This is a genomic window from Neisseria maigaei (assembly GCF_958267405.1).
Classification (GTDB): Bacteria; Pseudomonadota; Gammaproteobacteria; order Burkholderiales; family Neisseriaceae; genus Neisseria; species Neisseria bergeri.
Genome location: NZ_CATQFT010000051.1, coordinates 1 through 17,575, shown reverse-complemented (window position 1 = coordinate 17,575; position 17,575 = coordinate 1). Strand labels below are relative to the sequence as shown.

Here is a 17,575-nt window from a genome sequence, read left to right as displayed (position 1 = left end):
GGTCGGTTCAGACCAATTGTTCGCCCCAGTGCAGTTTTTGGCGCAGGGTTTTGAAATATTGGTAGTCGGTCGGGTGCAAAATGCGTAAGGGGTTGCGGTAGCGGCGGATGGTGATGCGGTCGAGGTTTTGCACGTCGATATGGGTTTGACCGTCGAAATGGACGCGCGCGTCGCCGCCTTGGGTAACGAGGATTTCTATTTCGGACGTGTCCGGAATGGCGATGGGGCGGTTGGTCATAGATTGCGGACAGATAGGTACGAGTGTGAAGGCGTGTAATCCTGCCTGCATGATAGGGCCGCCGGCGGCAAGCGAATAGGCGGTCGATCCGGTGGGGGTGGAGACAATCAGCCCGTCCGAACGTTGTGTATAGACGAATTCCTGATTGACGAAGACTTCAAATTCAATCATCTGTCCGGCACCGCCGCGGGAGAGGACGGCATCGTTGAGGGCGAGGGCGCGTTCGGCGGTTTTGCCTTCGCGGATGAGTGCGGCTTCAATCAGGATGCGCTCTTCGGCAAGGTATTTTCCTTCTAAAACAGGCAATAGCTTGTCCGTCATATATTCGCGGGGAATTTGGGTAAGAAAGCCCAAATGACCTTGGTTGATGCCGATAATCGGAACGGCGCGCGGGGCGATTTCGCGGGCGGCAGAGAGAAAGGTGCCGTCTCCGCCTAAGACGGCGACCAGGTCGCAGTATTGCCCCAGTTCGGTCTTGTTGACGATATGGCAGCCAGCGGTGTCCCGGGTGTAGATGCAGCCTTCCCTTATGCCGACTTCGTCGAGATAGACGGTAAAGCCGTGCTGCTTCAAAAATGTAATCAGTGTGTGTGCAGTATCTTGGATGTCGGGCGTGTTGGGGCGGGTTACGATGCCGATGTTGTGAAAAGGACTGTTCATGTCGGATGCCGTCTGAAGGTTAGTCTATCCAAATGTCGCGTTCGAGCCGGTCGAGGCGTTCGTTGAGGCGTTCCACGCCGTCGCGCAGTCTGCTTATTTCGTCGAGGCAGTCGGCAAGGGCTTCGTTGCCGATGTTTGCGGACTCGGGTTCGCGGGAAAATCCGCCGATTTGTTCGGCGATGTTCCTGCCGATTTGTTTGATGCCGTGTCCGATGTCGGCGGCACGGCTGCCGATGTCTGATTGCGTGCCGAAAATCCGTGCCAATTCGTCCGATGCGCGGGAACGCAGGCTGCCGAGCAGGGACAGTACCGCGATGCCGAGGATGAGGTCGCCTTCGAGCCCGATGTCGCCCGCCCCGGGTTCGCCGCCTTGGAGGATTTTCTGTATCGCGCTGTTGCGGAAGATGATTTCGGTGTCTGCAAAGCCGTTTCCCGCCGAGAGCAAACCGTCTTTTGTGATGCGTCCCGCCAGTTTCAGCCCGGCAATGTTCAGGGTCAGTGTTTTGCCTGCAAAGGCGGCAAGTTCCGAGCGGCTGTCCGGGTTTTGCAGAATCAGGCGGTTGATGATGGGGAGGAGGGCGGACATATTTTCTGATTGGGGCGGAGAATGCCTGTTTGTTGCTGTTACCGGTTATTTTACAGGCTTAACCCGTTATCGCAAACGGTACGGATGATTTTGCCCACGCTGTCGTCGAGTGCGAAATCCGGCGCGGGCAGACCGAGTTTGGCGGCTTCTTCCGTATAAAATTCGCGGCGTGCCGGGTGGCGCGGTTCGATAATGTTTTTCAGCCGCCTGCCGCCGGGTTTGAATGCCGTCTGAAACAGGCTTTCGACGGCGATGTCGCGGTGGGCGATGTTGACAGGCCAGTTGCCGCCTTGGATGTTTTGCTTTTGAACAAGGCGGCTGACGGGATGGCGTTCGGCGCAATAAAGCCCGCCCGGCCGCAGGATGTCGATGTTCGGAACGCCGCTGTCGAGCAGGTGTTGTTCGGCGGCGAGGATTTGTCGGGCGGACTCGGTTTGCGGATTGGGTGTGGCGGTTTCGTCGCATTCGCGCACTTTATCGCCGTAAACGCTTGTGCTGCTGGTGAAAATCAGGTGTTGCACGTTGCACGCCCGGGCAAGCTCTGCCCATTGTTTGACGGTGTCGGCGTAATGCGTCAGGGAAGAGGGCGGCAGCAGGAAATACCAAACGGGTTTGTCGGCGTGGTTTTGCCACAATGCCGTCTGAAAGGCATCGGTGCAGCCGAGGTCGAAGATGTCGAGGTGTATGGGCAGGTTGATGTCGTCCGAAGTCAGGCTGCGTTTTATGGCGGAGACGCGGCTGCCGTGTCGGTAAAACTTTTGTGCCAGCGGCAGGCCGAGGTAACCTAGGCCTGTGATGGAGATATGGGGCGGGAGGGCTGCGCGCATTCGCTGATACCGTCGGGTAAGTGCCGTCTGAAAACTGATTCGGACGTTATGGGTTTACGGGTTGCCGTTGCCGATTTTCCGGTCGTATTCCTCGCGATGTTTCGGCAAGAGGTAGGGACGCAGGAGGCTTAAGGTACGACGGACGCCGCGTGTTTTGGAGTCTTCGGTCAGCTTGGTACGCCCGCGCAGGGAGCTGTCGAAGTCGAACCAGTATTTCGTGACCATCCACATATTGACGGCGAGGTCGTTCATGGCGGTTTGGTCGGCTTGGATGATGTTTAAGCCGTTGAGCTGGGTAAGCAGGTTGACCAAGAGCGGGGAGACTTTGGCTTGGGTGAAGGTATTGTGTTCGCCCAACAATTCGGCACTGCGTGCAAGCAGGGTGTTTACGTCGCTAAAGAGGAAGCGGTATTCCCACATCACGTCGTAAATGCCCGCCATATAGTTAATGGAGTCTTCCACATCAGACGGCAGCACGGCTTCATTCAGGTATGCCAGCAGGGCTTCGCTGTAACGTTTGAACAGTTGGACGATGATTTCGTCTTTGTTGCGGAAGTGGTAATAGAGATTGCCCGGACTGATGCCCAAATGTGCCGCGATATGGTTGGTACTGATGTTGCGCTCGCCTTCCTCGTTGAAGAGCGCAAGGCTGGCATCGATGATGCGGGTGTAAGTATTGGTTTTTGCAATGCGGGTCACGGGCATACTCCTTGGATTTATAGGCTGAACGAAGCGGGCAGCCAATTGGGTTCGGCGTGCAATTCTACCTGAAACCGAGCAAATACTGTAAATTTGATGTGTTGCGCCAACTGCCGAACGTCGTTTGCCGAGGCGTTGTTTTTGTTCACTAAAACCAAAGCCTGTTTGTCATGTACCGCCGCGCCGCCGATTTGGAAGCCTTTCAGACGGCATTGGTCGATCAGCCAGCCGGCGGCGAGTTTGACCGAACCGTCCGGCTGCGGATAATGCGGCATATCGGGATGCTGCTGCAACAGGGTGGCGGCTTTTTCTGTGCTGACGACGGGGTTTTTAAAGAAACTGCCGACATTGCCCAAAACTTTCGGGTCGGGTAATTTGCTGTTGCGGATGGCGGATACCGCATCGGAAACGTCTTTCGCCGTCGCCTCCGTGCCTGCACTCAATTCGGCAACCTTCGCTGCCAAATCGCCGTAACCCAAGTTCGGCACAAAATGCGTTTTTAATGCAAATACAACCGAAACAATCACATAACGCCCTTTGCCTTCCTGCTTGAACAGGCTTTCGCGGTAGGCGAAGCGGCAGTCGGTATTGGAAAGGGTTACAAAGGTTTCCGTATCCAAATCGAAGCAGTGCACGCTGTGAATCACGTCTTTCGCCTCAACGCCGTATGCGCCGATGTTCTGCACGGGCGACGCGCCGACCGTACCCGGAATCAGGCTCAGGTTTTCCAAACCGCTCAAACCCAGCGCGACGGTGTGCAACACGAAATCGTGCCAAATTTCGCCCGCCTGCGCTTCAATCAGAACCATGCCGTCTGAACGCGCAATCTCGCGTATGCCCTTGTTTTCCATATGGACGACCAAGCCGTCGTAATCCTGCATCAAAAGGATGTTGCTGCCGCCGCCCAGCCATAAAACGGTATCGTGGTCGAACTCGGGCAGTCGGACGATGTCGCGCAATTCGCCGGCGTGTTCAAGCGCGATAAAGGCTTGGGCTTGGGCGCGAAGACCGAAAGTGTTGTAAGGGGTGAGGTCGGTTTGGTATCGGATGGGTTGCATGGTTTGAGCTTTAACTGTATTTGAATTGAAGTGTACTGCGTTTTCAGACGGCCTTGTGTGATTTGACCAACTCCATACTGCATTTTTCCAAGCACCATACCAAGGCGATGGCGGCGATGGTGAGCGAGGCAATCAATGCCGTCCAGAAGCCGTAAATGCCCATACTGAAACGGTAGGCAAGCAGGTAGCCAGGCAGCAGGCCGCAGCCCCAGAAGGCGGCGGCGTGGATGAACATCGGCACTTTTGTGATTTTGTAGCCGCGCAGGGCATAGGACGCGATACATTGGGTGAAGTCTGCCGGTTGGAACAAGCCGGCGAACAGCAGGACGGTGGCGGCGATGCTTAAAACCGCCGGATCATTGTTGTACATACTTACCAGCAGCGAACGGAATAATACCAAAGAAAGCACGGTAATCACGGCGAGCACCCAGCCCGACACCAGCGACACGCCCGAAATATAACGCGCCCGCGAAAATTCGCGCCGCCCCAGCGAAAAGCCGATACGCACCGTCCCTGCCGAGCCGACGCTTTGCGGAATCATGTAGAGAATCCCCGACAAACTGATGCCGACCTGCTGCGCCGCCACATAATCCTCGCCGAAGGGCGCAATCAAAAACACGATAAACGAAAACGCGCTGGCTTCCAAAAAATAAGACAGCCCGATGGGCGCGCCGATTTTCCAAATCTGTTTGAACACCGCCCAATCCGGTTTGCCGAATTTTGCCGTCAGTCCGAACGGGCGGAAGAATTTTTCCTTGGCGATATAAATCCACAACGCCAGCGCGCTGAACCAAAACACCGCCATCGTCGCCAGTCCGCAGCCCGCGCCGCCCAAAGCGGGCATACCGAATTTGCCGTAAACGAAAATATAGTTCAGCGGCACGTTCAACACAAACGCCGCGAAGCTGACCAACATAATCAGGCGCGGGCGGTTCAGGCTGGAAGCGTAGGCGTGCAGGGCGCGGTGCACCATTGCCGCCGGCATCGCCAGGCTGGTGAACAACATATACTGCGCCATCGTGCCTTCCACATAATCGCTCAAGGTCAGCCAGTTGCGGAACGGCGTAATCGCCGCCCACATCAATACCATGCCGAACATCCCCAAAAACAGCCCGAACCAAATCCCCTGCCGCCCCGTTTCGCCTACTTCGTCGGTTTTACCCGCGCCGTAAAGCTGGGCAATCATCGGGTTCAGTGCCGCCATAATGCCCATAAAGGTAATGTAAACCGTGGCAAACGCGCTGCTGCCCAAAGCCACCGCCGCCAAGTCCTCCTTACCCGCACCGCCCGCCATCACGGTATCGACGAAACCGATGCCCACCTGCGCGACCTGCGCCAACAGCATGGGCAGGGCAAGGGCGGCGAGCAGGAGGATTTCTTTCAGGAAGACGGAAAAGGAAAAGCGGTTGAGGTCGAGCAGCATAAGTGTTCAATCAACAAAAATGCCGTCTGAAGCAGAAAACGGCAGCAGGGAATGATGAGAAATAATGGTGCATATTATATAGTAAAAAAATGCCGTGCCGTCAGACGGCGGATACAGGGTGTAAAAGTATATTCAGATTGTGTGTATTTTATGGTAAAGTTTGGTTTTAACGACTTGACGGCATTGAGCCGTCGGACAGGGGCTGTTCGGACTCTGAATCGGAAGGAAGCATCGCCGTTTTGACAGCGGCGTGATGCGTTGCGGCAAAGATGCCGTCTGATTGCAGATCGGGCAGCCTTTTGTGTTTACAGGATAAAATAGAAGGCAGATTCTCATGCAGACATGGCAGCTTCCGGAACATATCGCCGACGTACTGCCCACGAACGCGCGGCAGCTTGAAAGCGCGAGGGAGCAGTTGTTGGCACTGTTCCGCGTACACGGTTACGAGTTGGTCCAACCCCCGTTGATGGAATACAGCCACTCCCTGCTGACGCATATTGACGCGGGCTTGTCGTTGAAAACCATTTTAGTGGTCGATCAGTTGAGCGGCAGGCAGTTGGGCATCCGTGCTGATATTACGCCGCAGGTGGCGCGTATCGATGCCCATCTTTTGTCCGCCAACCAAGGGATTAACCGATTGTGTTACGCAGGCTCCGTGTTGCACGCGCGCCCGGATGGGCTGGTCAATGTGCGCGAACCTTTGCAGGCGGGTGCGGAAATGTACGGTTTTGCCGACATCCGTGGCGACATCGAACTGATTGACCTGATGCTCAAAAGCATGAAGATTGCCGATATAGGCGAAGTTTTGCTGTCGCTGGGGCATATCGGCGTATTCCGCGCCCTATCCGATGCGGCGCATCTCGATGCCGAGCAATCGGCAGAACTTTTGTCGCTGATGCAGGATAAAGATACCGGGGCGGTCGAAGCGCAGGTCAAGGCTTGGAAACTGGACGGTATGTGGGCAAAAGCATTCTCGCTGCTGCCGCGCCTGTACGGCGGGCGGGAAGTGTTGTCCGACGCGCGCGGACGGTTGCCGGATTTGTCGGCGGTCGGCAGCGCGTTGGACGAATTGCAGGCGGTGTGCGACGCATTCCCCGATTGTGAAATCCATATCGACTTGTCCGAGCTGCGTGTCGACAATTACCACACGGGCTTGCTGTATGCCGCCTATGCCGCCGATTTCCACGACGTGGTCGCGCGCGGCGGGCGTTATGACGGATTGGGCGGATATTTCGGCAGGGCGCGCCCGGCAACGGGATTCAGTTTCGACTTGCGCAGCTTTATCGGGCGTTTGCCCGCCATAGAACGGCAGCCCGCCGTGTTGGTCGATGCGGAAGATGCCGAAGCGGCGCGCGAAGCAGTCGAAGCCTTGCGTGAACAAGGGCAGTGTGTCGTGATTGACTACGGTATCGGGCACAATGTTTCGGAAGAGCTTGCAGGCCGTCTGAAAAAGACGGACGGCGTTTGGCAGGTCGTGAAATGCCAAATACCCGTTCATAGCGGATGAAAGGCAAGCCGTGGCGGGCCGCAAAGCCGCACCGGTTTGGGGATTTCCGCAATAATTTTTAATATCGATAGGTTATATGGCTATGGCTAAAAATGTTGTAGTAATCGGCGCACAGTGGGGCGACGAGGGTAAAGGTAAAATCGTTGACTGGCTGGCGGAGGAAGCCGGAGGTGTCGTGCGTTTCCAAGGCGGCCACAATGCGGGTCATACTTTGGTCGTCGGTGGCAAGAAAACCATTTTGCGCCTGATTCCGAGCGGCATTCTGCACGAAGGATTGGATTGCTTTATCGGTTCGGGCGTTGTCGTTTCCCCCGAAGCCCTGTTGGGCGAAATCGACGAGTTGAACGCGGCGGGCGTGCAAAACGTCGAAGGCCGTCTGAAAATCGCACCGACCTGCCCGCTGATCCTGCCTTACCACATCGCGCTCGACCAAGCCCGCGAAGCATCCCGCGGTAAAGGCAAAATCGGCACGACCGGCCGCGGCATCGGCCCTGCCTACGAAGACAAAGTGGCACGCCGCGCCATTCGCGCCGTCGATTTGCTGCATCCTGAAAAACTGCGTGAAAAACTGGATGCTGTCCTTGCTTATTACAACGTTCAATTGCAACATCTGCACCATGCCGAGCCGGTGAAAGCGGAAGACGTGATGGCGGTTATCGAAAAAGTCGCGCCGCGCATTACGCCGATGATTACCGACGTATCCCGCGTGTTGAACGAGAAAAACAAAAACGGCGAAAAACTGCTGTTTGAAGGCGCGCAAGGCACGCTGTTGGACATCGACTACGGCACTTACCCCTTCGTTACCTCGTCCAACTGCCTCGCCGGCGCGGCTTCGGCAGGCGCGGGCGTAGGTCCTCAAATGCTGGATTATGTTTTGGGCATCGTCAAAGCCTATACCACGCGCGTCGGCTCAGGCCCGTTCCCGACCGAATTGTTCGACGAAGTAGGCGCAGGTTTGGCGGAACGCGGACACGAATTCGGTTCGGTAACCGGCCGCGCGCGCCGTTGCGGCTGGTTCGATGCCGCCGCCCTGAAACGCTCCATCCAAATCAACGGCATTTCCGGTATGTGCATTACCAAACTTGATGTAATGGATGGCGTTGAAACCATCAATATCTGTGTCGGCTACGAATTGCCCGACGGCGGCAAAACCGACATCCTGCCTTGCGGCTCTGATGCGGTAGAAGCCTGCAAGCCGATTTACGAAACCATGCCCGGCTGGAGCGAATCGACTTTCGGTGTGAAAAGCTACGACGCATTGCCTGCCAATGCCAAAGCTTATCTGAAACGTATCGAAGAAGTGTGTGGCGCGCCGGTAGCCATCGTCTCCACCGGTCCAGACCGCGAAGAAACGATTGTGCTGCATCATCCGTTCGCATAAGGTTTTGCAGTAAAAATGCCGTCTGAAGCCTTAATTGGTTTCAGACGGCATTTTTGCTGCTGTTTTATCTGATATAGTGGATTAACAAAAATCAGGACAAGGCGACGAAGCCGCAGACAGTACAAATAGTACGGAACCGATTCACTTGGTGCTTCAGCACCTTAGAGAATCGTTCTCTTTGAGCTAAGGCGAGGCAACGCCGTACTGGTTTTTGTTAATCCACTATATTTTCTGTCCGGACACGGTTTGTCGGGGGTATATCAATGCGGCGTATCCGGTACGGAAATGGATACGGTTGGTGCCGGTATGGCAAACCTGATGTTTTCAGACGGCATATACAAAAAAACCGTACTGCTTGCGCGTACGGTTTTTTTGTCGTTTCAAATCGGCTCAGAGCGATTTGAGGCGGGCGATTCGGTTGTCCAGTGAAGGGTGGGTGCTGAGCAGGGAGTCGCGCGTATCTCCGGCGATGCCCATTGCGTTCATTTCTTCGGGCAGGTCGACAGGATTGCCTTTAAGCCTTTGCAGGGCAGAAATCATTTTCGGCGCACCGACCAGTTTTGCCGCGCCCGCATCGGCGCGGTATTCGCGTTGGCGGCTGAACCACATGACAATCAGGCTGGCAAGGAAGCCGAACAGGATTTGAAATACGGTGCTGACGAGGAAGTAAGTCCCCTGCGACTGGCTGCCGTCGTTGTTTCGGGCAATCAGGTTGGCAATAATGCGCGACAGGAACACGACAAAGGTATTGACCACGCCTTGAATCAGCGTCAGCGTAACCATATCGCCGTTGCCGACGTGCGCCATTTCGTGCGCCAAAACCGCTTCCACCTCATCGCGTGTCATGTGGTCGAGCAAACCGGTGCTGACGGCGATCAGGGAGCTGTTTCTCGATGCGCCCGTGGCAAAGGCATTGGGTTCGGGGGAGTGGTAGATGGCGACTTCGGGCGTTTTCAGGTTCCATTGCCGCGCTTGGGCTTTGACAGTGTTCAAAAGCCAGGCTTCTTCTTCGGTGCGCGGCGTGTCGATGACTTCCGCGCCGACCGATTGTTTGGCGATGAATTTGGACATCAGCAGCGAAATAATCGAACCAGTGAAGCCGACGACGGCGGAATACGCCAACAGGCTGCCCGTGCCGCCCCGGCTGTTGATGCCCAGAACCGCCAAAACAATGTTGATTACGACCAAAACAGCGATATTGGTAGCCAAAAACAGAAAAATTCGTTTCACGGATGTTCCTTTTTGGTAGGGTGTGATGTTTTGAAATTTTGGGGATTGTCCCAAAAAGTTGCCGGCTTGTGAATATCAGGCTCGGCAAAGGTATGCAAAACATTTGCTTGCAAATGGCAGTTTGTGCAGTTGGTTTTTGAACTATTGTGCCAAGCCGTGTAGAATCGTAAATTATCTGTTTGATTCCAATAAACACATTTAAAAGGATAACTTCATGAAAGCATTACTTTTAGGCGCACCGGGTGCGGGCAAAGGCACTCAGGCGCAATTTATTACCGCCGCGTTCGGCATTCCGCAAATCTCTACCGGCGACATGCTCCGCGCGGCCATTAAAGCAGGCACCCCGCTGGGTTTGGAAGCGAAAAAAATCATCGATGAAGGCGGTTTGGTACGCGACGACATCATCATCGGCATGGTGAAAGAACGCATTGCCCAAGACGACTGCAAAAACGGTTTCCTGTTTGACGGTTTCCCACGCACATTGGCACAAGCCGAAGCGATGGTTGAAGCAGGCGTGGATTTGGACGCGGTTGTTGAAATCGACGTACCCGACAGCGTGATTGTCGACCGTATGAGCGGCCGCCGCGTGCATTTGGCTTCCGGCCGTACTTACCACGTTACCTACAATCCGCCCAAAGTCGAAGGCAAAGACGACGTAACCGGCGAAGATTTGATTCAGCGCGACGACGACAAAGAAGAAACCGTCAAAAAACGCCTTGCCGTGTACCACGAGCAAACCGAAGTGCTGGTCGATTTTTACAGTAAGCTGGAAGGCGAACACGCGCCTAAATACATCAAAGTTGATGGTACCCAAGCAGTAGAAGCCGTGAAAGCCGAAGTATTGAAAGGTTTGGGCAAATAAGTTTTGCCAAAGTTAAATCATGAGGCCGTCTGAAAAAATGTTTTCAGACGGCCTTTTGTGTACAAAAGCTGTTAAAATCGAAGCTATAACCGTTTATCCGCAGGCATCTTATGAATCCCTTAATCTCCGACTTCCAAACCCAGCAACAACGCACTCCCGTCATCGTCGCCCTTGATTTTGCCAACGAAAAAGACACGCTCGGATTTGTCCGCAACCTTGACCCGACATTGTGTCAAATCAAAATCGGCAAAGAGCTGTTTACCGCGACCGGTCGCAGTTTGGCAGAAAGCTTAATCAATCAAGGTTTCAAACTTTTCCTCGATTTGAAATACCACGATATTCCCCACACCGTTGCGCAGGCATGCAAAGTTGCCGCCGATATGGGCGTTTGGATGGTCGATATGCACGCATCGGGCGGCCGCCGCATGATGGAAGCCGCCGTAGAAGCCGTTGCCGGATATCACACCAAGCCGCTTTTGATCGGTGTAACCGTGTTGACCAGCATGGAACAAAGCGACTTGGCCGAAATCGGTTTAAACATCGCCCCTGAAGAACAAGTCATCCGCTTGGCGAAACTGGCGCAAAGTTCAGGATTGGACGGCGTGGTCTGTTCCGCCCAAGAAGCCGCACCGTTGCGCCGCGAGTTGGGTCAGGATTTTGTCTTGGTTACACCGGGTATCCGCTTGGACGTTGCCGGCAACAACGACGACCAACGCCGCATTATGACACCGGCCGAAGCCTTGGCGGCGGGTTCGACTTATCTGGTGATGGGTCGCCCCATTACCCGAGCCGCCGATCCGGTCGCCGTATTACGCGAAGTGAACCGCGTGGCGAACGCTTAAACATCAACAATTTTGATGCTGTTCAAAGAAACTGCCTCACTTTGATACGATAGATCAATAGCCGGAAGATTTCAGCTTAGAAAGGAATTTATCTGATGTCTCAATGTGGTTCAGATGTGAGTAATATTTTTGATTATGATGCATTTCCGGAAGATGATTTGCTTGTAAAGGATACCCCTGTCGGGTGGTATGCGATTGTGTCGCATAAAATTGTCGAAGAGGGGCTTCCTATTAAATTTATGTATCGGGAACATCAAGGGGATTTACCATTTGATAGCGGATGGCGGGTATTTTCCGGAACAGAAGATAATGAATACACGAATAACCCTGATAACTTCTCCTTTCATAGTTTGACGCGGCTTACTCATTATCAAGCAGATGTTGGGGAGCTGTTTTGGGCGGATATAGGCAGTGTTTTTGAGAAAAAAGAAGGAGAGGATTGTTTTTCTCCCGTTACTGATTGGTCTCCTTTTGACTTTGAAGAATAATAAAAAGCCGGATTTTATTATTAATCAGTAAATTTGCCAGATAATTACTGAGAATACATTGAAGTTTTCACACACAAATAATAACTTATTTTGGAGTGCATAAAATGCCCGCCAAGTTCCAACAAGAAACCCTCAAATCCCGTTTCGCACAAGCCAAAGTCCTGGTTGTCGGCGACGTGATGCTCGACCGCTATTGGTTTGGCGACGTGTCCCGAATTTCGCCCGAAGCCCCCGTGCCGGTGGCAAAAATCGGACGTATCGACCAACGCGCGGGCGGTGCGGCGAACGTTGCGCGCAACATCGCTTCGTTGGGCGGCAGGGCAGGGCTGTTGTCCGTAACCGGCGACGACGAAGCCGCCGACGCGCTTGACGCGCTGATGGCGCAGGACGGTGTCGCCTCCTATCTGATGCGCGACAAACAAATTGCCACCACCGTCAAACTGCGCGTCGTCGCCCGCAACCAGCAGCTTATCCGCCTTGATTTTGAAGAACATCCCAACCGCGAAGTGTTGGAACAAATCAAGCGGAAATACCGAGAAGTTTTGCCCGAATACGATGCCGTTATTTTTTCAGACTACGGAAAAGGCGGTCTGTCGCACATCTCCGATATGATCGATTGGGCAAAACACGCAGGTAAAACCGTATTAATCGACCCCAAAGGCGACGATTACGAAAAATACGCCGGCGCAACCCTGATTACGCCCAACCGCGCCGAATTGAAAGAAGTGGTCGGCAGTTGGAAAAACGAAAGCGAACTGACCGAAAAAGCCCAAAACCTGCGCCGCCATCTCGACCTGACTGCCGTTTTGCTGACCCGAAGCGAAGAGGGCATGACCCTGTTCAATGACGGCGAACCCATTTACCAGCCCACCCGCGCCCAAGAAGTTTACGACGTGTCCGGAGCAGGCGACACCGTCATTGCCGGAATGGGCTTGGGGCTGGCGGCAGGTTGCACGATGCCCGAAGCTATGCACCTCGCCAATACCGCTGCCGGCGTCGTCGTCGCCAAACTCGGCACGGCGGTCTGTTCGTTTGCAGAGTTGGTTGAAGCACTGGACGGGCAATAAATCTTTTCAGACGGCATGACCATCCAATGCCGTCTGAAACCCTCAAAACAAAGGAAACCCAATATGACCATCATCGTAACAGGCGCGGCCGGCTTTATCGGCAGCAACATTGTCAAAGCCCTCAACCGGCGCGGCATTACCGACATCGTCGCCGTCGATAATTTGAGCAAAGGCGAAAAATTCAAAAACCTTGCCGAGTGTGAAATCTCCCACTACCTCGACAAACACGAATTCATCCGCCAAGTGAGGGAACACATTTTACCTTATCAAAACATCGAAGCCGTTTTCCATCAAGGCGCGTGTTCCGATACGATGAACCACGACGGTTTGTATATGATGGAAAACAACTACCAGTACACGCTGGATTTGCTGGACTGGTGTCAGGACGAACGCATCCCCTTCCTTTATGCCTCCAGTGCGGCGGTTTACGGCAAAGGCGAAATCTTCCGCGAAGAGCGCGAACTCGAAAAACCGCTTAATGTGTACGGCTACTCCAAATTCCTGTTCGACCAAGTATTGCGCCGCCGTATGGAAGAAGGCTTGACCGCCCAAGTCGTCGGCTTCCGCTACTTCAACGTTTACGGACAACACGAACAACACAAAGGCCGCATGGCATCCGTCGCCTTCCACCATTTCCACCAATACCGCGAACACGGTTACGTCAACCTGTTCGGCAGCAACGACGGTTACGGCAACGGCGAGCAAACCCGCGACTTCGTCAGCGTCGAAGACGTTGCCAAAGTCAACCTCTACTTCTTCGACCACCCCGAACTCTCGGGCATCTACAACCTCGGCACCGGCCGCAGCCAACAGTTCAACGAACTTGCCGCCGCCACCGTCAACGCCTGCCGAGCTGCCGAAGGCAAACCTGAAATGAGCTTGAAAGAGTTGGTAGAAGAAGAACTTATCCGCTACATCCCATTTCCCGACGCGCTCAAAGGCAAATACCAAAGCTTCACCCAAGCCGACATCACCAAACTGCGCGAGGCAGGTTATACGGAAGAATTTTTAGATGTAAAGGCCGGTGTGTCGCGTTATGTCGGATGGATGCTGGAAAATTTGGCGTAAACACGATTGGTCATTTTGTTTGAAAGAAAATGCCGTCTGAACCTTTCAGACGGCATTTTTGATTTTATGCGGAGGCGGTTTTTATTTTGACTTTGCTTTTCTTAAATTTCAACACGGCTTCTTCTTTTGCCGTATCCCAGTCTATCCGCACAAAGCCGCCGTCGGATAGTTTGCCGAACAGGAGTTCGTCGGCGAGCGGTTTGCGGATTTTTTCCTGAATCAGGCGGTGCATCGGGCGCGCGCCCATTTGCGGGTCGAAACCTTTTTCCGCCAGATATTTGCGCAATGTCGGTGTGAATTCGGCTTCAACTTTTTTGTCGAGGAGCTGGTGTTCGAGCTGGAGCAGGAATTTGTCCACGACTTTGGCGATGACGGGTTCGGACAGGGGCGCAAACGGGATAATCGCGTCCAAGCGGTTGCGGAACTCGGGCGTGAAGAGTTTGTTGATTGCCTGCATTTCGTCTCCGCGTTCGCGCTTGGCGGTAAAGCCGAGGCTGGGACGGCTGAGGCTTTCCGCGCCTGCGTTGGTGGTCATAATCAGGATGACGTTGCGGAAATCGGCACTCTTGCCGTTGTTGTCGGTCAATTTGCCTGCGTCCATGACTTGCAGGAGGACGTTGAAAATATCGGGGTGGGCTTTTTCGATTTCGTCCAAGAGCAATACGCAATGCGGCTGTTTGTTGACGGCTTCGGTCAAGAGGCCGCCTTGTTCAAAACCAACGTAGCCCGGCGGCGCGCCGATGAGGCGCGATACGGCGTGGCGTTCCATGTATTCGGACATATCGAAGCGTTGCAGCGGTACGCCCATTGAGTAGGCAAGCTGTTTGGCGACTTCGGTTTTGCCGACGCCAGTAGGGCCGGAGAAGAGGAAGCTGCCTATGGGTTTGTCGGGCAGGGCGAGGCCGGAGCGCGACATTTTGACGGCGGCAACCAACGCATCAATGGCATTTTCCTGACCGTAAACCATGTTTTTCAAATCGCGGCCGAGGAATTGCAGCACTTGTTTGTCATCGTGCGACACGGTTTTTTCAGGAATCCGCGCGACTTTGGCGATGACGGTTTCGATTTGCGCTTTGCCGATGACTTTTTTCTGTTTGGATTTGGGCAGAATCCGTTGCGCCGCGCCGGCTTCGTCCATCACGTCGATGGCTTTGTCGGGCAGGAAACGCCCGTTGATGTAGCGGGCGGAAAGTTCGGCGGCGGTTTCGAGTGCGCCTTGCGTATAGCGGACTTGGTGGAAGGCTTCAAACATCGGTTTCAAGCCGCGCAGGATTTGTACGGTTTCGGAAATGGTAGGCTCGACCACGTCGATTTTTTGGAAACGGCGGCTTAAGGCGTGGTCTTTGTCGAAAATGGTGCGGTATTCGTCGTAGGTGGTCGCGCCGATGCAGCGCAACGCGCCTTTCGCCAGCGCGGGTTTGAGCAGGTTGGACGCGTCCATCGTGCCGCCGCCGGTGCTGCCCGCGCCGATGATGGTGTGGATTTCGTCGATGAACAAAATGGCGTGCGGGATTTTTTCGAGCTGTTTCAAGACGGATTTGATACGCGCTTCAAAGTCGCCCCGGTATTTCGTGCCCGCCAAAAGCGAACCCATATCCAGCGCGTACACTTCGGCCTCTTTGAGCGCGTCGGGAATGTCGCCGTTGACGATTTGATGTGCCAAACCTTCCGCCAGAGCGGTTTTGCCCACGCCCGCTTCGCCGACCAAAAGCGGATTGTTTTTGCGGCGGCGGCACAGGATTTGCACCAGCCGTTCCATTTCGTGTTTGCGACCAATCAAAGGGTCGATACGGCCGGCTTTGACTTCGGCGTTGAGGTTGACGGTGTACTCCGATAAAGGGTTTTTGCTCGGTTTGATGCGGTTCTCATTATCGTCGTCCATGCCGTCTGAAGAATAGTTGCCATCGTCTTCATCTTCATCGGGAGAGCCGTGGGCAATACAGCGCAAAACTTCGAAACGCGTAACCGATTGCAGCTTGAGGAAATAGACGGCGTGGCTGTCGGTTTCGCTCATCAGCGCGACCAAAACGTCCAAAGGCTCGACCAAGCCTTTGCCTGCCGATTGGGTATGCACCATCGCCCGTTGGATGACGCGTTGGAAGCCGAGCGTGGGCTGGGTTTCGACCGTGTCTAAAAGGTGGTCGGGAATCAGGGGGGTGTTTTCGGTAACGCTGGCGGCGAGTTGTTCGGACACCACTTTCAAATCCGCGCCGCAGAGCTTAAGGACGTTGGGGACGGCGGCATCTTCTTCGATGAGTACCAAAAGCAGATGCTCGAGGCTGATAAATTCATAATGAGCCTTACGCGCCTCGCGGTAAAGCTGCTGCAAAATCTGTTCCAATTCGGGTGAAAGCATATTAAATCTCCTCGACAATACATTGCAGCGGATGCCCTTCGGCTTTTGCCCGTTGCATGACTTGTTGTTGTTTGGTTTGGGCGATGTCTCGTGTGTAAGTGCCGCACAAGCCTTTGCCTTCGTGATGAACCAAGAGCATCACCGCCACCGCCTGTTTCTGCCCGAGCATAAAGATTTCGGTCAGGATTCCGACCACAAAATCCATCGTGGTGTAATCGTCGTTCAATAAAAATACGCCGTAACGTTTCGGCGGCTGCGTGTTCAGGCGGTGCAAAAGCGTGTCGGATTGGTGTTGCGCGGTCATAGCGTGTTCCATTTGAAAGCCGCGTTCAGACGGCATTTTTGTTGTATTTTCGGTACTTTCGCCTATTTTCCCACTTTTTTGGCAACACGGCTTGACGTTTTGCCTTAACAAATGTAAAAAGACGGTTAAGCAGGATCGGGCATCCGCCGAGTATATCAAGCCGGAAGGAACGCCGGACGGTCAGGTTTGCCGTATGCCTTGTTTTGCTGATTTTGTTAATTTTTAAGTATAGGAAGTTTCTAATGGCAACCGGTATCGTAAAATGGTTTAACGACGCTAAAGGTTTTGGTTTCATCACTCCTGACGAAGGCGGCGAAGATTTGTTCGCTCACTTCTCAGCGATCAATATGGAAGGTTTCAAAACCCTGAAAGAAGGCCAACGCGTCTCTTTCGACGTAACCACCGGCCCTAAAGGCAAACAGGCCGCCAACATTCAGGCAGCTTAATCCCTGATGTACGGTCAAACGTATATTTGAAAACGGCGGGACAGGAAATGTCCCGCCGTTTTTGTCTGCCGTTTTGCGGGCGGCGGGTCAGGCGGCCCGTGCGGGGCGGCTTCAGACGGCATCGGACGGCAAACCGGGAAACTCCTGCGGATTGGGCGCGCCCATCCCGTCCGACGGCAAAATGCCGTCTGAAGCCGGCGGCGGAAAAATCCCCAATCCCCGCCCGCCTTATCCTGAACTTGTGTGTACCCTGTTGTGGAAAAGTAGCTTAGTATTTTGACGGATAAGGGAAAATCAGTGCTGATGAAAAAATGTGCAATTGTAAGGCGACGGCAGCTTTTGCACAAATTTACGGCAGCTTTTGCACCACCGAAGCATAGGAAATTGTATCAGCTTTTGCGCAAATTTATCCCCGTTTAATGGTCTGTTAAACGGTGAAGCGCACCGAGAAAAATCTCGGCATTTTCTGAGAAAAAACTTTGGCAATTTATTGCATTATTTGCAACTCCCTTGCACTTTTATAAAAGCGACGA

The 17,575-nt window shown here is 53.9% G+C and carries 19 protein-coding genes; 10 read left to right on the top strand and 9 right to left on the bottom strand.

Annotated elements, in window-relative coordinates:
• Positions 1-7: 7 nt before the first annotated feature.
• The 6 genes from Q3O06_RS08950 to norM are packed head-to-tail and all read right to left on the bottom strand — an operon-like array spanning position 8 to position 5,491.
• Positions 8-898 (bottom strand): NAD(+) kinase, encoded by an 891-nt coding sequence (locus Q3O06_RS08950; RefSeq protein ID WP_301818488.1) that lies wholly within the window; start codon positions 896-898, stop codon positions 8-10.
• 19 nt (positions 899-917) lie between these two features.
• Positions 918-1,484, bottom strand: coding sequence for a ubiquinone biosynthesis accessory factor UbiJ (locus Q3O06_RS08945; protein WP_301818487.1), 567 nt, complete (start codon positions 1,482-1,484; stop codon positions 918-920).
• A gap of 50 nt (positions 1,485-1,534) precedes the next feature.
• Complete coding sequence (locus Q3O06_RS08940) at positions 1,535-2,311, bottom strand: SDR family oxidoreductase (protein WP_301818486.1); 777 nt, start codon at positions 2,309-2,311, stop codon at positions 1,535-1,537.
• A gap of 54 nt (positions 2,312-2,365) precedes the next feature.
• Positions 2,366-3,016 (bottom strand): TetR/AcrR family transcriptional regulator, encoded by a 651-nt coding sequence (locus Q3O06_RS08935; RefSeq protein ID WP_301818485.1) that lies wholly within the window; start codon positions 3,014-3,016, stop codon positions 2,366-2,368.
• 11 nt (positions 3,017-3,027) lie between these two features.
• Entirely contained in the window at positions 3,028-4,068 is a 1,041-nt protein-coding gene (gene murB / locus Q3O06_RS08930) for a UDP-N-acetylmuramate dehydrogenase (RefSeq protein ID WP_301818484.1), read from the bottom strand.
• 43 nt (positions 4,069-4,111) lie between these two features.
• The gene (gene norM, locus Q3O06_RS08925) at positions 4,112-5,491 is read right to left on the bottom strand and encodes a multidrug efflux MATE transporter NorM (protein WP_301818483.1); all 1,380 of its coding nucleotides are present in this window, start codon (positions 5,489-5,491) and stop codon (positions 4,112-4,114) included.
• Between the two features lie 334 nt (positions 5,492-5,825).
• Here norM and Q3O06_RS08920 point away from each other — a divergent pair, with 334 nt between their 5' ends.
• The 3 genes from Q3O06_RS08920 (at position 5,826) to Q3O06_RS08910 (ending at position 8,808) form a co-directional block, all read left to right on the top strand.
• Complete coding sequence (locus tag Q3O06_RS08920) at positions 5,826-6,998, top strand: ATP phosphoribosyltransferase regulatory subunit (protein ID WP_301818482.1); 1,173 nt, start codon at positions 5,826-5,828, stop codon at positions 6,996-6,998.
• Between the two features lie 82 nt (positions 6,999-7,080).
• Positions 7,081-8,379 (top strand): adenylosuccinate synthase, encoded by a 1,299-nt coding sequence (locus Q3O06_RS08915; RefSeq protein ID WP_301818481.1) that lies wholly within the window; start codon positions 7,081-7,083, stop codon positions 8,377-8,379.
• Between the two features lie 246 nt (positions 8,380-8,625).
• Complete coding sequence (locus Q3O06_RS08910; RefSeq protein WP_301818480.1) at positions 8,626-8,808, top strand: hypothetical protein; 183 nt, start codon at positions 8,626-8,628, stop codon at positions 8,806-8,808.
• Here the strand turns inward: Q3O06_RS08910 and htpX are convergent.
• Positions 8,770-9,609 carry a protease HtpX gene (gene htpX / locus Q3O06_RS08905; protein ID WP_301818479.1) on the bottom strand — a complete coding sequence of 280 codons (840 nt, stop codon included), beginning with the start codon at positions 9,607-9,609 and terminating at the stop codon, positions 8,770-8,772. The genes Q3O06_RS08910 and htpX overlap by 39 nt on opposite strands.
• Before the next feature lie 214 nt (positions 9,610-9,823).
• Here htpX and adk point away from each other — a divergent pair, with 214 nt between their 5' ends.
• The 5 genes from adk (at position 9,824) to rfaD (ending at position 13,936) form a co-directional block, all read left to right on the top strand.
• The gene (gene adk / locus Q3O06_RS08900) at positions 9,824-10,471 is read left to right on the top strand and encodes an adenylate kinase (RefSeq protein ID WP_019272635.1); all 648 of its coding nucleotides are present in this window, start codon (positions 9,824-9,826) and stop codon (positions 10,469-10,471) included.
• Between the two features lie 110 nt (positions 10,472-10,581).
• The gene (pyrF, locus tag Q3O06_RS08895; protein WP_301818478.1) at positions 10,582-11,313 is read left to right on the top strand and encodes an orotidine-5'-phosphate decarboxylase; all 732 of its coding nucleotides are present in this window, start codon (positions 10,582-10,584) and stop codon (positions 11,311-11,313) included.
• Positions 11,314-11,408: 95 nt separating this feature from the next.
• Complete coding sequence (locus tag Q3O06_RS08890; protein WP_003751480.1) at positions 11,409-11,801, top strand: DUF2185 domain-containing protein; 393 nt, start codon at positions 11,409-11,411, stop codon at positions 11,799-11,801.
• 104 nt (positions 11,802-11,905) lie between these two features.
• Positions 11,906-12,868: an ADP-heptose synthase gene (gene hldA, locus Q3O06_RS08885; RefSeq protein WP_301818477.1), complete on the top strand. Its 963-nt coding sequence runs from the start codon at positions 11,906-11,908 to the stop codon at positions 12,866-12,868.
• Between the two features lie 63 nt (positions 12,869-12,931).
• Positions 12,932-13,936, top strand: coding sequence for an ADP-glyceromanno-heptose 6-epimerase (rfaD, locus tag Q3O06_RS08880; protein WP_301818476.1), 1,005 nt, complete (start codon positions 12,932-12,934; stop codon positions 13,934-13,936).
• Positions 13,937-14,000: 64 nt separating this feature from the next.
• Here rfaD and clpA read toward each other — a convergent pair whose 3' ends face one another.
• Positions 14,001-16,292, bottom strand: a complete 2,292-nt coding sequence (gene clpA, locus Q3O06_RS08875) for an ATP-dependent Clp protease ATP-binding subunit ClpA (RefSeq protein WP_301818475.1) — start codon at positions 16,290-16,292, stop codon at positions 14,001-14,003.
• Position 16,293: 1 nt separating this feature from the next.
• Complete coding sequence (clpS, locus tag Q3O06_RS08870; protein WP_301818530.1) at positions 16,294-16,596, bottom strand: ATP-dependent Clp protease adapter ClpS; 303 nt, start codon at positions 16,594-16,596, stop codon at positions 16,294-16,296.
• Between the two features lie 242 nt (positions 16,597-16,838).
• Between clpS and Q3O06_RS08865 the strand changes: the two genes are divergently transcribed.
• Entirely contained in the window at positions 16,839-17,042 is a 204-nt protein-coding gene (locus Q3O06_RS08865) for a cold-shock protein (RefSeq protein WP_002217533.1), read from the top strand.
• Positions 17,043-17,103: 61 nt separating this feature from the next.
• Positions 17,104-17,322: a hypothetical protein gene (locus Q3O06_RS08860; protein WP_301818474.1), complete on the top strand. Its 219-nt coding sequence runs from the start codon at positions 17,104-17,106 to the stop codon at positions 17,320-17,322.
• Positions 17,323-17,575 lie beyond the last annotated feature (253 nt).